We start from the raw sequence: 14,902 nt of genomic DNA, 5'->3' as shown, positions 1-14,902 counted from the left end.
TGCCGTTCACCATGAAGCTTGCTTTGAGCGCCAAGCGGCTTGAGGTTACTGCTGGCCGGTCTTGATGACTTTTTCGAAGTAGGGAGCCGGAGCTACCTTGGCGCGAATTTCGCGGAGCTGGTGCGTGCCGACCGGAAGGCGCTGGGAATTTGGCTCACCCCAAAGCACTGTGACTTCCGTACCGGGTTCGGCGTGCTCAATATCAACGAGCGAGAGCGAGATGACCCGATTGGCATTGGCGGAATAGGCAAGCCATTGCGATATGCCGACGCGTTTGCCACCTTTCATGATCGCGTCCGACTGGAACGTCGCATACATCGGATTTGGCAGCTTCATGAACATACCGCCGTTGTCCGGATCGATCAGCGACGAGTTCATGCATGCCATGACGTCGTCGTTGTTCCATTCGAGCGTCACTTTCTTTCGCTTCGGATTGGCGACCCTTTCACGCAGGGCTTCCTTGCCAATGAAATCGTGATTGAAGTCGATCAGCGACTTGTAACCGACTTCAACCGGATCGACGTAGTAGTCCTCAATCTTGTCGGACAGGAAGCTGCCGCCGAGCGAGGCGACCGACTCCAGAAAGTACTGGTTCAGCCATTCGCGGTAGGGCTTCATTTCGGCGCTGTGATAGATGGCCGGAAGCGGCATTGGCATCCAGCCGGATTCCTGCGCGGTGGTCGAATAGGCCATCGCTCCAATCTTGCGCATGCCATATTTTTGCCCGACCTCGGCAAAGGCGGCGCGAATCTCGTGCTGAATGTCCCAAGGCCCGTAGATTTCGTAGCCAGGCTCGCCTGCCATGCCATGGCGAAGGGCACGAACCGCGTGACCAGCAATCTGGAATTCACCGATATTGAAGAACTTGATGTCCGGCAACGTCCCGTCCGAAACCTCACGCACCAAGGGAAGCGCGTTGGGGCCCTGGACCTGGATACGGAAGACATCGCGCGTTCCCGAACGGATCGAGAAGTTGTCGTCCCGCACCGCGGTCACATTCATGCCGCTGATTTCGGCGTTGTACTGCACCCAGTCACTGGCAAAAGGGGCGCCGACGATGCGCAGAAATTCCTCTTCCTCGCGGAAGACAATGGCATCACCGATCATATAACCGTCGTGGCCGGCCAGCACCAGTTGTTTGCCGCGCAAAACCGGGAAGGAATCGAACTTGTTGGTCGCCAGCGTGGAAAGAAACTTTACGGCGTCCGGACCGCGAAGATGCAGTTCCGTCATGTGGTAGGAAAGCTCAAGCAGCGCAACGCTATCCTTCCAGGATCTCACCTCATCGCGCCAATTGGTGAACTCCGGTGGAATAACCGGGAATGTGTAAGGCCCGATGTTGGACCCACGAAGCAATTTTACCGGACCTCCGGCGTCATTGACAATGGACTCCAGGTTCTTGAGTCCCACGCGTGGTGCGATATTCATGTTCAGCTCCTCCCTGATACTGAAAATAAACTGCTAATATTTCGGCAAGCTTTAAACACGCAGCAACGATTTCGCTTCAAAACCCCACTATTGTTGCAGCCCAGCCCTTGGCGCCGGGCGATCGCTTTGCGACGCGGCTCCAAGCTCCCAGGACGACATCGCTCTTTCTTCAACGCCAAGTGGAATCTAGCTAACGGCCATGATCCGCTTTCAACTCTATACATTCATAAATTACACATACTGTCAATTTGATATTTTGTTCAATTTGAAAAATCTGCAGCGACCCTTTGAAGGGATTTGAACCCTATGTGGAATAACAATGATTTAGGGAACGACAGAACTATCTGCCTAAAAGCTCGTTCGGGGCGAACTGAGCTGTGGCGCCCTACGGTTCGCGTATTGCGTTGTCGAGGCCACGCAGCAGCGGATACAGGAAATAGGAGATCACCGTGCGGTTGCCGACCTTGATTTCCGTGGTCACAGTCATGCCGGGAAGCAGCCGCACCGGCACATCTGTGGCATTCAACCGGGTATCGGCAAGCAGGATGCGCGCCTTGAAGAAGGGGGCGGACGGCTGGCTCGGGGTGGCGGTCTGTTCCGGTTGGCCGGTGAGGAAAGTGTCCTCGCTGATCGTTCGCACTTCGCCTGTTGCCGTGCCGTATTTCTGGAAGGGATAGGCGTCGAGCTTGACGCGGGCTTCCTTGCCGACGACCACGCGGCCGATGTCGCGGGTGTTGATCGAGACTTCTGCTTCGAGCGGCACGTTGATCGGCACCAGCGTCACCACCGGCTCGGCCTCGCGCACGACGGAACCGACCGAGCGCTGGGCAAGATCGAGCACGACGGCATCGGCGGGTGCAGTCAGCGCCACCATGTTACGGCGCAGCTCCATCTTCTTCAGCTCTTCGCCGGTCATGTCACGCTGGCCGCGCAGGTCCACCAGCTGCTCCATCGCGGCGCGGCGGAAATCCTCGATGAAGGCCTGGCGGTCGGCGCTCAGTTTCGCGTAGGCGTGGACCGCCTCCTCGGCCTTGCCGCGCACCGCGGTGATATCGGCCTCCACATCGAGGCGAGCGTCGCGCGAGCCGAGCATGGTGAGCAGCGAACCGCTTTCCTTATCATAGAGCTTCTTTCGCGTGGCCTCGATCTGCGAGAGGTTGTCGCGCCGGTCGTTGAGCACGGCCTCCTGATTGCGGTTTGCCGCAAGTGCGGACGATTGGCCGGCGATCTGCTGTTCGAAATTCTGCAGCTGCGCCGTGTAGAAGGCCCGCCGCTGGGCGAAGAGCTGCAGCTGCAGCTGCTCATCCTGCGTGTTGCCGGCGATCTTCGAATAGTCCTCGCCGGTAAGCTCGGCCTCCAGGCGCTTCACCTGGGCGTCGAGAGCGGAAAACTTCGCCCTCAGTTGGCCAACATCGGCCTGGCTGAAGGTGGCGTCGAGCGTCGCCAGCGTTTGGCCGGCATGCACCACCTCGCCGACCTTGACGTCGATCGTGCGGATGATCGAGGTTTCGAGCGGCTGGACGACGATAGTGGGCTGTGTGGTGACGAGCTTGCCGGGCGCAATCACCACCTCGTCGATGGAGGAGACCGAGGCCCAGGTGATCGCTGCGGCAAGCAGTGCTGTCACGCAATACAGCGTCATGCGGGCAACGCGCGGCGGCGCGCGTTCTTCGAGCTCGACGGCATCGGACTGGAACTCGGCAATTGCCGGTGGCAGCGGCGGGCGGGCGATGAGTTCCCTGCCCTTCTCCGGCTCCTTGTCTGATGGCCCCTTGCCCGAAGGGACCGGCAGGTTCTCGCTGGGTTTTCTGCTGTGCGCGTTCATGCGACCTGCCTCATCTGCTGGGCCCACAGGTGGCGATAGGTCATGCAGCGCGATACAAGCTGATCGTGCCGGCCGATATCGGCGACCTTGCCACGCTCGATGACGAGAATGGCATCGGCATCGACGAGCGTCGAAAGCCGGTGCGAGACGATGATGACAGTGCGGCCGGCGGCGATGCGGCTCAGATTCTCGCGGATGATCGCCTCGCTGTCGGGGTCGAGGGCGCTCGTCGCCTCGTCGAAGATCAACAGCTTCGGATCGGTGATCAGCGCCCGGGCAATGGCAAGCCGCTGCTTCTGGCCGCCTGACAGATTGGAGGCGTTTTCCTCCAGCATCGTGTCAAAGCCGCGCGGCAGGCGCTCGATGAACTCCTCGGCGCCGGCGATACGGGCAACTTCCATGATCTCCTCGATGCTGGCATCGGGCTTGGCGGCGGCAATATTCTCGCGCACCGAGCCGCGGAACAGGAAACTATCCTGCAGCACGACGCCGATGCTCGTTCTCAGATGCACGAGATCGATCTCGCGGCTGTCATAACCATCCATGCGCACGAGGCCTTCCTGGCTCTGATATAGCCCCTGGATCAGCCTTGTGATCGTCGTCTTGCCCGAGCCGCTTTTGCCGACCACCCCGAACAAGCAGCCCGCCGGTATGGCGAAGGAGACATTGTCGAGCGCCGGCGCGCTATCCGGGCCGTAGCGGAAGGTGACCCTGTCGAATTCGATGCGGCCCTGTAGATTCGGCCGAACACCTCGCCCGCGGCCCGCCTGCTCCGGCCGCTGGTTCATGATCTCGCCGAGCATGCGCACGGAGAGCGCGACTTCCTGATATTCGTGCACCATGGTGACGATCTGCACCAGTGGTCCCGAGACCCGACCGGCGAGCATATTGAAGGCGACCAGTGCGCCGATCGTCATCGCGCCACTGAAGACATCGAGCGCGCCGAGGCCGATGATCGCGACGCTCATCAGCTTCTCCAGCAGTCCGGTCATCGCCTGGGCGATGGTCGAGATCTTGTCGACCCGGAAACGCACGGAGATCGACTGGGCCGAATAATCGTCCCACACCTTGCGCTGGCGCGGTTCCAGCGCCAGCGATTTGACGGTGCGCATGCCGTGCACGGTCTCCACCAGCAATGCCTGGCGGTCGCCTTCGGCTTGATAGAGCGCCTGCAACCGGCGCTGGAACGGCCCGACGAGCATCATCACCACCAGCCCGACGAGGGCTGCGAAACCGAGCACGACGAGCGTCAGCTTGACGCTGTAGAGAAGCAGGATCGGCACGAAGACCAGAAGCGAAACGCCGTCCAGGAGTGTGAGAAACAGCCGGCCGGTCAGGAATTCGCGAATGCGCCCCGTCTGCTGCATATGCTTGACGAGAACGCCGGCGGAGGCCTGCTCGAAGAGCGCGATCGGCAGGTTGAGCAGATGGCCGAAGGTGCGAGTCGCGACGCGGATGTCGATCCTGTTCGTCGCATACAGCAACAAATAGCGGCGCAGGAAAGTGAAGGTCGCGTCGAAGACGAGCGCGATCGCAATGCCCGCCGTGAGAACCGTCAGCGTCGCATAGCTCTGATGCACCAGCACCTTGTCGATGACGAGCTGAAAGAAGATCGGCGTCGTCAGCCCCAGCCCGTAGAGCACGAAGGCGGCGAGCGCGACATCGCGGAAGAAGCTGCGCTGCTTGATGATCTCGGGGACGAACCAGCGGAAGCCGAAGGGCCGGTCCTCATCGGACATGCGATAGTTGCGCTTCAGCAGGATCACCGATCCGAGCCAGGCCTTGGCGAACTGCTCTTCGCTGAGCATCATCACTTCGGCGCGTGATGCCAGCGGGTCGAGAACACGGATTCTCTCGTCCTCCCCGCTCCCGACAGCGCCGGCGATGACCACCCAGTTGCCGTTCGTCAGCTCAGCGAGCACCGGGAACGCCTCGCCAAGTTGGAACAGGGATCGCCAGTCGAGCGTCAGATGCTTTGCCCTGAGGCCGGCATCCTTGGCCATGCGCAGCAGCTGCCGCAAGGCAACAGGATCGTTGCCGACGGCATAATCGTGCTGCAATCGTTCAGGAGCAAGGTCGACGCCGTGATGACGCGCGACCAGCGCAAGACAATGCAGGTTGGTATGCAGAAAACCAGTCATGGCCCACCTGAAACAATACGAGACCGAGGCAATATTTGTTTTATCAGTTGAAGTTCGGCGAAGCGTTCGAAGCGCCGGCCTGCACCGATTGGATATCGGCAGCCGCCGCCGACATATCGCCGATGCGACGGACCGCACCAGCTTCGACCAACCCGCCAAGCGCCTTCTGCATGAGATCGACCGCATTGGCGAAGGCATCGACCGGCATGATGATGCGCTGGCGGAAAACCGGCTTCGGATTGTTGTTGGCGTCACGCTCGGTGGCCGAGAGCGACATCAGGTCGATCCGCACGATCGTTCCGGTGATGGTAATTTCGCCGATGCCATCTGCATAAAGTTCGTTGCTCATTGTTCTCTCCTCCGGTTGATAATCAAAACGTCTTCCTCTTTGGGCGGCTTACGTCCATTGGGATGCTCTAACTATTTGAATGGGCGTGCTGCCAGGCCGGAAACGGGTCCCGTAGCCGGGCGGCGGTCTGCGGATCGAAGCCTGTCTCCTCACCGGTCAGGCAGTCGTCGAGCGCGGTGCGGATTGCGTCTTCGTCGAAGCCGGCGCCGATGAAAACCAGTTCCTGGCGGCGGTCGCCCCAGATCGCGTCCCAATGCCGGTCGATGAGTTGGCGGAACTGCTGAAAGCGCGGCCATTGCGCCTTCGGCACGGAGGCCCACCAGAAACCCTTGGTGTCGATGCGGCACTGCGTGCCGGCAATCGACAGCAGGCCGATCTCGTCGGGCCTTGTCGCCAGCCAGAAATGGCCCTTCGCCCGGATGAGGCCCGGCCATTTTCTGTCGAGGAAATCGCTCAGCCTGGAGGGATCGAACGGCCGGCGGCTGCGATAGACGAAGCTCGAAATGCCGTATTCCTCGGTCTCCGGCACATGCTCGCCCCAACCGAAGAGTTCCTTGTGCCAGAGCGGATGGCGGGCAGCTCTCGCTTCGCTGAAGAGGCCGGTATTCAAGATGGCGTCGAGCTTCAGCCGGCCGAAGCCGGTCTCGATGACGCGGGCATCGGGGTTGAGTGCGGCAACGATGCGGCGAACCTCGGCAAGCGCTGCAGGCGGCACATCCTGCGCCTTGTTGATGACCACGACATCGGCGAATTCGATCTGCTCGACGAGCAGTTCCACCAGCTTGCGCTCGTCGTCTCCGTCCCGGCTCTCGCCGCGATCGCTCAGGAACTCCGCGCTCGCATAATCGACCAGAAGATTGACCGCATCGACGACGGAAACCATCGTGTCGAGCCGCGCGACGTCGCAGAGGGCTGCCCCGCTCTCGTCGCGGAAGGAGAAGGTGGCTGCGACCGGCAGCGGCTCGGCAATGCCCGTGCCCTCGATCAGCAGATAATCGAAGCGGCCGGCGGCGGCCAGCCGGCGGACTTCGCTCAGGAGATCGTCGCGCAATGTGCAGCAGATGCAGCCATTGGTGAGCTCCACCAGCGTCTCGTCCGTCCGCGACAGGTTCGCTCCGCCGTCGCGCACGAGATCGGCGTCGATATTCACCTCGCTCATGTCGTTGACGATGACGGCGACCCGACGCCCCTCGCGATTGCGCAGGACATAGTTGAGGATCGTCGTCTTGCCGGCGCCGAGAAAGCCGGCAAGGACCGTGACCGGAAGTCTGTTGTCTGCACTCGTCATCGATACTCCCCGCTCGCTTCTTCTACGCCGCGAGCTGCGGTCTGAACGCTACGTCCACATAGTAGTTTGTGCTGTTATAGCTGGCACTTGGGAACAAGCCGCTCGCCCCATAGGCATAGACGCCGTTGTTGCCGCTGAGCGCCCTCAAATCGCCGTTCGTCACATCGGCGCTGAAGTAATTGCCGGTCGCCGAATAGTTGCCGTTGGTGCTGTAGGAAACGACATAGGTCGTATCCGCGGCGACCTCGACCTGCTGCGTGAGCGTGGCGGTCTGCCAGCCGCTTGCCGTTTCGTTGCCGAAGCTGACGCTGCCGAGCAATGTGCCCGAGGCGGTCCAGAGATAGCCGTTGTGCGGGCCCGTATTGTCTGCCCCCTTGTAGAAGCGGATGCCGGTAACCCAGCCTGCCGTATCCGCCTGGAATTTCATGCCGAGATTAACCGGCTGATTGTCGTTGACGGAGACGATCGAAGGCGTCGCATCGGCGGCAAAGAGGTTCTGCTCCGGTCCTCCCGTCTGGCCGCCGTTGATGGTGAGCGCAACCTGCGCCGACGCCGTGCCGCCCTTGCCGTCTGCAATTGCGTAGCTGAAGCTCGCCGGTCCCGAATAGCCTGCCGTCGGCGTGAAGGTCACCGTCTTGGCCTGGGCATCGTAGGCGACCGAGCCGTTGACCGCGCCGCTGACGCCGGTGATGACAAGCGGATCACCATCGGCATCGGTGTCGTTTGCCAGGAGCACTGATGCCTGGATGGTGATCGGCGTGCCGGTATTGGTCGACAAGCCGCTGTCATTGGCGGCGACCGGAACCGCATTCTGCGCGCCGCCCTGCTGATAGAGCACGTCGACCCAGTAATTGCTCGCATTGTAGGAAGCGGTCGGAAACAGGCTGCCCGAGCCATAGGCATAAAGGCCGTTGCCGCCGCTCGCCGCACTCGACGGGGCCGTCAGCGCGCCGTTCGTATGGTCCGTCGTGAAGTAGTTCGCCGTTGCGGAATAGAAGCCGTTCGAATGGTAGCTCGCCACATAGGTGGCGCCGGCCGTAACATTGATCGGCTGGGTGAAGTAAACCGTCTGCCAGCCGCTCGCCGTCTCGCTGATGAAGGTGGCCTGGGCCAGAACCTGGCCGCTGGCCGTCCAGAGCGAGCCGACATGCGTGCCGGTATCCTGGGCGCTCCTGTAATAGGTGAGCCCGGTGATCTGGCCGCTGGCGGAAGCGATGAACTTGACGCCGAGTTCGACCGAGTTGGCGTCATTGGCGGCGGCAACACCCGACGTGTCGGCGCCGGTGAACAGGCTTGACGTCGTTCCTCCCCCGGGCGGCGTGCCGACAGTGAGGCTGACGGTGGCCGACGCTATGCCGCCATATCCATCCGCGATCGAATAGGAGAAGCTTGCCGCACCCGTATAACCCGCCGTCGGGGTGAAAATGACGGACTTGGTCTGGCTATTGAAGGTCACCGTTCCGTTGACCACAGCATTGACGCCGGTGATGCTGAGCGGGTCGCCATCGCCATCGCTGTCGTTTGCAAGCAGGCTGGCTGCGGCAATCGACAGCGCCGTGTTGGAATAGGTCGTGTAGCCATTGTCATTGGCGGCGAACGGCACCGCATTGCTTGTCTGGTTGTAGACGACATCCACCCAGTAGTTCGACGACTGGTAGCTGGAGGTCGGGAACCCCGTGCCATTTCCGAAGACGCCGTTACTGCCGGCGAGCGCCGTCAGCGCGCCGTTGGTATGGGCTGAAGTGAAATAATCTGATGTCGCCACATAGGAGCCTGTGGTGTGATAGGAGGCGACATAGGTCGCGCCAGCCGCGATATGCACCGGGTTGGTGAATGTCGCGGTCTGCCAGCCGCTCGCCGATCCGCTGTCGGCGAAGCTGACGGTCGCGACCAGCGTACCGTCAGTCGTCCAGAGGGAGCCGGTATGGGCGCCGGTATCGCCGGCAGCCTTGTAGTAGCGGATGCCGGTAATCATGCCGCTGGACGAAGCGACGAACCTCATCCCGAGTTCGAGCGACTGACCTTCGTTGAAGCTTGCGCCCGTCGGCCCTTCGCTTGATTTAAACAGCGTTTCCCCGGCAGGGCCCTGGTTTACGGTGAGGCTGACGTTGCCCTGATCCGTGCCACCGCGCCCGTCCGACAGCGTATAGGTGAAGCTTGCCGGCCCCGAATAATTGTTGCTCGGCGTGAAGATGACGGTGCCGTTCTGCTTATTGAGCGTCACCGTACCGTTGACGGCATTGCCGACCGCCGAAATCGTCATCGCATCGCCATTGGGATCTGTATCGTTTCCGATGAGCGAGGCGATCGAGACGACGAGGCTGTCGTTGCGGGTAATGGTCAGCCCCGCGTCGTCGGTCGCAACCGGCGCGCTGTTGGGGCCGGCATCGAAGACCACGTCGACCCAATAGTTGGTGCCGGTACCGGGGCTCTGGCCGGGGAATGTGCCGGCATTGTCGCCATAGGCATAGACGCCGCCGCCATCGACGGCCTTCAGCGCGCCGCTGGCATAGGGGCTGGCGAAATAATTCTCGGTGGCGGAGTAGAAGCCGTTGGTGTGATAGGAGGCCACATAGGTCGTGCCGGCGGCAATCTGGATCGGGCTGGAGAACATCACCGTCTGCCAGCCGGAAAGCGGTTCGCCCACCGACACGCCTGATGCCAGCAGCGTTCCGTTGGCGCTCCAGAGGCTGACGACATGGTCGCCGATATTGTAGAAACCCTTGTAGAAGCGGATGCCTTCCACGTAGCCTGCCGTCGTCGCCTGGAAGCGCAGGCCGAGCTCGACGGAATCGCGATCGATCGCCATTTCGACCGCGGGCTTTTCCGCAAGCGTCCATAGGCCCTGCGTGCCCGGCAGCGTGACGGTGACCTGCTTGCCGGCAGACGGCGCCTCCATATTGACGCTGTCGTCGACGGCGCGCGACATGATCGTATAGGTGCCGCTCGCCTGGACGACCCAGTTATAGCTCCAGCTCTCGCGGCCTGACGCCTTGAACCAGTGCTGGCCGCCATCGGTGGAGACTTCGACGCCGGCGATGATGCCGCCGCCGAAATCCTGCGCCGTGCCTGTGATCGTCACGCGCTGCCCTTCGACGAAGCTTGCGGCTATGATCGGCGAGCTGATCGACGAGGTTGGCTTCAGCATGTCGGTCGACTGTGTCGCAAGGATCAGGCTCGCATCCAGCGTCGTCGGCTGAATGCCCATGTCCGCGAACATGTTGACCATCGCCTGCTGCACGTTGCGATCGGTTGACGTGGCCGGGCCCTGGTGGTTGTCACTCAGCCCCCAGGACCAGAAGACGGTGCCGGCGCCGAAGACCAGCGCGCCGCTTTCTGCCCGGTACATGGTTAGGCTATGGGTCGCCACCGCATCGCCGACCGTGGTGCCGTAATCGCGCAGATAGGTGCTCACCGCGATGGAAGAGAGCGACAGGTTGATGAGGCCATCCGGACGGAAGCCGTTCTCGACATCGGAATCCCACTCATAGCCGAGCAGGTTCTGCACCAGATTGTAGGTTTCGCCTTCATTCAGCTGGGAGACATCGGTATTGCGCCAGAAGCGCAGGTTCGAATAGTCGTAGGGAATGGAGATCGTATCCTGGCGGTAGCTGTCCACCTGGAACATCGTGCCCGTCAGCGCATTCTCCGGCTGCTGCCCCGGATCGGCATAACGCGGATCGCGCCAGGTGCCGGTGCCGACATTGCTCGGATCCGTGCTCGTGCCCCAGGTTTCCTTGTAGCAGACCATGGTGCGGTAGGCCTGACCGCTGCCGTCGATGCTGCTTTCCCAGCGGACCTTCCAGTAGCACTCGTTGCCGCTCCAGAAGGCGAGGTTGACGCCGGCATCGCGCGCCGCCTCGACATTGGCGCGCTGTTCGGCAGACCAGTATTCGTCATGCCCGACGGAGAGGTATGCATCATGGTTCAGCAGCAGCGTGCCGTTGCGCGCCGCATCGACGCCGGAAATATAGGAAACGTCGTAGCCGTTCTGTTCCAGCCACGAGATGGCGGAGGATTCGACGCCGAAGATGTAGTCGTGCGAGCCGCCGATCGGGCTCGTATTGGTGATGATCGGCCGGTTATAGCTGACCGCCGAGGCCCGGCCGATCGCCGTCAGCCCGCAGCTGCAGTTCGGCGGCAGGTAGCCGATCATGTCTGCCGGGTCGACGGGCACTTCGCCGTAGTAGAGGCTGGCGCCGCCCCAGGCATTATAGGCCTGCCATGTCGTGTCCGACGTCTGGAAGACGATATTGCTGGTCGAGGCGTCGTCGCGCACGACGAAGGGGATGATGCTTGCATCCTCGGTGCCGTCTTCGCGCACCAGCTTGGCAAAGTAGACGCCGGAGACCGCGTCCGTCGGAATCTGCCAGCTCGCCGAAACCGACCAGTTGCCGCAATCGATAAGGCCGAGCGACATGTCGACGATCGGATGCGGCTGGATCTGCGCCGTTGTCAGCGATTTCTCGATCGAGTCGACCTTGCGTGCGCCGGCTCCGCCATAATAGCCCATGCGGTAGATATCGATGCGGTAATGGGTGGAATCGGTGGCGATCTTGAAATCGACCGTCTGGCCGATATTCGTGCTGATTTCGGTGGCGAAGCCCTGGATGGTGCCGCCGCCGTCGCCTTCAAGACCCCACTCGCTGATCGGGTTGCCCTGCTTCAGGTTTTCGAGCGCGATCTTGTTGGGCGTTACCGTCGCGACCGACGCCGCCGAAGTCGCTGCCACCGAAGTTGCCGTCGCTGGCGTCGCCAATGCCGTCGCGGCGGCGGTCGTCTCAGCAGAAACGTCCTGGCTCGGCTCCACCGAGATGGATGCTATCGAGGCCTGAAGGCGCAATGAAGTCGTGCCGACACTGCTGGAAGAACCGGCCGGCGCCGCCGTCTTGGCGCTGCCGGTATCGGCATCGCCGGTAACACCCGTCAGCGCCGGAGCGGCAGGCAGTGTCGCAGCCTCCTCATACGGGTCCGGGCCGAGCACGGTGCGTTCGGATGACGTCGTCGTCTGCAACACCGTCGCAACCGACGCCGTCTTGGCAGAGGTGTCCTGCGCGCCGCCGTCGCCTGCAGGCGCGGGCATCGCCGTCGGTGGTATCGAGGCAGTTTGCACGCCGCCCGATGAGATCAGCGCGGCAGGCTGCATGATATTGCCGGTAAAGGAAGACGGACCGGTGAAGGAGGACGGGAGGGCGGCGCCGTCGAGATTGGCGAAGCTGCCGTTACTGGCAAAGCTTAGGGAACCATCGGTACTCGTGGAAGATACAACCGTCGCGGTTCCCAGCACTGCGCTCCAGGTTGAGGGTGCACGACAGATACTCAACGCTCCACCAAATGTACTCAAATACTCACGATTACTGACATGAATTCTCCGCATCAGCGGCGTCCCCTTCCGCATCGGCCCGCCCTTCGGCCGCCATAGCAAGAGCTTCATTCTGGCACCTTTGCCAAGGGAATGTACGACAGCAATCTGGGGTATGAGGGAGGTATCCCCTACGCCCATATGATGACCCTCAACGCATACCAGCCGGGCTACTTCCAAGTGGCTGACGCTGGTTGAAAAGGCATTCTGGGCCGGTCCGGCTGGTCGAGCCGGTTTTTAACTCGAGCGCCCGTGCTACCAGGCCGGAAACGGATCTTCGAGGGCGGCCCAGTCGCGCGGATCGGCGCTGGCGAGGCATCCGTCCAGTGCGGTCCGCACACCTGTCTCGTCCATATCAACACCGATGAATACGAGCTCCTGCCGACGGTCGCCCCAAGCGCTGTCCCACCGGCTTTCGATATGCTGACGAAACTGCTGATGGCTCGGCCAATCCTGCCGGGGCACGGCCGCCCACCAGAGCCCCATCGGCTCGCAGCGCCGCTGCACCCCGGCCGCCGACATCAGGCCCACATGACGCGGGCGTGTGGCAAGCCAGAAATGACCTTTGGCGCGGATTACCCCCGGCCAGGGCTCGTCCAGGAATGCTCGAAACCGCCTGGGGTCGAAGGGACGCCGCGTGCGATAGACAAAACTCGACACCCCGTATTCTTCCGTCTCCGGGACATGGTCGCCCGGGCTGTACAGTTCCTTGTGCCACAACGGGTGGGCGGCGGCTTTTGCTTCATCGAAGAGGCCCGTACTGAGGATGGTTGCAAGAGAAACCTTGCCGAAATCCGTCTCCACCTGGCGCGCATCCGGGTTGAGCGCAGCAACTATCTTGCGGACTTCCGCGCGGATCTCTTCGGTCGCGTCCGAGATCTTGTTGATCACGACAACATCCGCAAACTCGATCTGATCCACCAGCAGGTCGATGAGTGTGCGCCGGTCCTCGCCGTCGCGCTGCAGGCCGCGGTCGGCAAGCAGATCGGCACTGCTGTAGTCGGCTAACAGGTTTGCAGCGTCGACCACGGTGACCATTGTGTCGAGGCTGGCAAAATCTGCGAGGGAGACGCCGTTCTCGTCACGGAAGGAAAAGGTTGCCGCGATAGGGCATGGCTCGGCAATGCCGGTGCCTTCGATCAACAGATAGTCGTATCGCCGCTCTTCTGCCAGTCGCCGTACTTCCGTCAGCAGGTCGTTGCGCAGGGTGCAGCATATGCAACCATTGCTGAGCTCGATCAATGTCTCCGTCGTATGCGACAGGTTGCAGCCGCCGTCTCGAATGAGACTGGCGTCTATGTTCACTTCACTCATATCGTTGACAATGACAGCGACCCGCAGGCCCTGACGATTATTCAGGACGTGGCTAAGAAGCGTCGTCTTACCAGCGCCGAGGAAGCCGGCCAGCACGGTTACCGGGAGCCGCTCGATCCTGTTCATCGGCATTCCTTGAATGCGGGCGGTCGAAGCGCACTTCGCCGCGACCAGCATTTGCGTATGAGCCTCATTCGAAACCGGTCCGTAACCTTGTCCTTTTTTTCACGCGACGAGCTGTGGTCGGAAGACAACGTCGGCATAGTAATTCGCTGAATTGTAGGTGTCGGTCGGGAAGAGACCTGCGGTGGCGGATCCGCCATACGCATAGACACCGTTGCCCCCGGCGACGGCACTTGATTGGGCCGTCAATGGACCATTGGTGACCGCATTCGCGAAGAAGCCATCAGTTGCCACGTAGGCACCAGTCGTGTGGTACGAGGCGACATACGTGGTGTTTGCGGTAATGGTGACGGGCGTCGTGAAGTTCACCGTCTGCCAGCCGCTCGCCGTGGTGTTGCTGAAGGTGGCGGTGGCAAGCCTGGTGCCGGTCGTGGTCCACAGGTCGACGACGTTCTGGCCGTTGTCATTGGCGCTGCGATAGAACTTGATGCCGGTGACATCACCGGCGACGTTCGACTGGAACTTGACGCCGAGCTCGAGCTGCTGACCATCGTTGAGGTTGGTCTGGGTCGGCGTGCTGGAGGCGTTGAACAGGCTGTAGGTCGTTGGCGCCGCCGATGCGGCGATGTTGAAGGTCTCGTTGGTCGAGAGGCCGCCGAGATCGGTCGCCGTCACTCTGACGCCGTAGGTGCCGGTTGCCGTCGGCGTGCCGGAGAAGGTCCGCGTCGTGGCGTTGAAGGCCAACCAGGCGGGCAGCGCCGTGCCATCGGCAGCCGTTGCCGTATAGGCCAGCGTCTCGGTGCTGTCGACATCGGTGAAGGTGGTGGTCGGCAGCACGAAGGAGAAGGCCGAGCCGACGGTGGCGTTCTGGGTCGTCGTCTGGACGGCCAGCACCGGTGCGTCGTTGGCGCCGTGGATGGTGACGGTCAGGTTGGCCGTGGCGGTGGCGCCGCCAGTGTCGCGCATCGTATAGCTGAAGACATCGCTCAGCGTGTTGGTCGACTGGCGCAATGCCTGGACGGCCGCATTGGTCTCGTTGACGGTATAGCTATAGACGCCCGATGCGTTGAGC

Annotated in this window: 8 protein-coding genes; all 8 read right to left on the bottom strand. The window is 61.8% G+C overall.

Translation table 11 applies throughout. The features are described 5' to 3' along the window. Window positions 1-45: 45 nt before the first annotated feature. The gene (locus tag ACMUVN_RS17855; RefSeq protein ID WP_132576173.1) at window positions 46-1,428 is read right to left on the bottom strand and encodes an aminomethyltransferase family protein; all 1,383 of its coding nucleotides are present in this window, start codon (window positions 1,426-1,428) and stop codon (window positions 46-48) included. Window positions 1,429-1,813: 385 nt separating this feature from the next. Continuing rightward, window positions 1,814-3,253, bottom strand: a complete 1,440-nt coding sequence (locus ACMUVN_RS17850) for an HlyD family type I secretion periplasmic adaptor subunit (RefSeq protein ID WP_047613891.1) — start codon at window positions 3,251-3,253, stop codon at window positions 1,814-1,816. Next, entirely contained in the window at window positions 3,250-5,394 is a 2,145-nt protein-coding gene (locus ACMUVN_RS17845; RefSeq protein WP_047613893.1) for a peptidase domain-containing ABC transporter, read from the bottom strand. Before ACMUVN_RS17845 ends, ACMUVN_RS17850 begins: the two co-directional genes overlap by 4 nt. Before the next feature lie 43 nt (window positions 5,395-5,437). Further along, a complete protein-coding gene (locus ACMUVN_RS17840; protein ID WP_047613895.1) occupies window positions 5,438-5,743 on the bottom strand; it encodes a hypothetical protein in 306 nt (101 codons plus the stop codon). A 67-nt stretch (window positions 5,744-5,810) separates the two neighbouring features. Next, window positions 5,811-7,031, bottom strand: coding sequence for a CobW family GTP-binding protein (locus ACMUVN_RS17835; RefSeq protein WP_132576175.1), 1,221 nt, complete (start codon window positions 7,029-7,031; stop codon window positions 5,811-5,813). Window positions 7,032-7,053: 22 nt separating this feature from the next. Continuing rightward, entirely contained in the window at window positions 7,054-12,465 is a 5,412-nt protein-coding gene (locus tag ACMUVN_RS17830; protein ID WP_132576177.1) for a DUF4082 domain-containing protein, read from the bottom strand. Window positions 12,466-12,648: 183 nt separating this feature from the next. Continuing rightward, window positions 12,649-13,833, bottom strand: a complete 1,185-nt coding sequence (locus ACMUVN_RS17825; RefSeq protein WP_028757508.1) for a GTP-binding protein — start codon at window positions 13,831-13,833, stop codon at window positions 12,649-12,651. Window positions 13,834-13,932: 99 nt separating this feature from the next. Then, window positions 13,933-14,902: DUF4082 domain-containing protein (locus ACMUVN_RS17820; protein ID WP_414815350.1), on the bottom strand; the 970-nt coding region annotated here is incomplete at its 5' end.

It is taken from the genome of Rhizobium sp. IY2, from assembly GCF_047532935.1.
Taxonomy (GTDB): Bacteria; Pseudomonadota; Alphaproteobacteria; order Rhizobiales; family Rhizobiaceae; genus Rhizobium; species Rhizobium anhuiense.
Note: the sequence above shows the minus strand (reverse complement) of the source record. Positions and strands in the feature narration are given on the sequence as shown.

Excerpts from the sequence above, each read along its gene's own strand:
- ACMUVN_RS17855 (WP_132576173.1), bottom strand. The coding sequence starts at position 1,428 with ATGAATATCGCACCACGCGTGGGACTCAAGAACCTGGAGTCCATTGTC.
- ACMUVN_RS17830 (WP_132576177.1), bottom strand. The coding sequence starts at position 12,465 with ATGAAGCTCTTGCTATGGCGGCCGAAGGGCGGGCCGATGCGGAAGGGG.
- ACMUVN_RS17840 (WP_047613895.1), bottom strand. The coding sequence starts at position 5,743 with ATGAGCAACGAACTTTATGCAGATGGCATCGGCGAAATTACCATCACC.
- ACMUVN_RS17825 (WP_028757508.1), bottom strand. The coding sequence starts at position 13,833 with ATGAACAGGATCGAGCGGCTCCCGGTAACCGTGCTGGCCGGCTTCCTC.
- ACMUVN_RS17850 (WP_047613891.1), bottom strand. The coding sequence starts at position 3,253 with ATGAACGCGCACAGCAGAAAACCCAGCGAGAACCTGCCGGTCCCTTCG.
- ACMUVN_RS17845 (WP_047613893.1), bottom strand. The coding sequence starts at position 5,394 with ATGACTGGTTTTCTGCATACCAACCTGCATTGTCTTGCGCTGGTCGCG.
- ACMUVN_RS17835 (WP_132576175.1), bottom strand. The coding sequence starts at position 7,031 with ATGACGAGTGCAGACAACAGACTTCCGGTCACGGTCCTTGCCGGCTTT.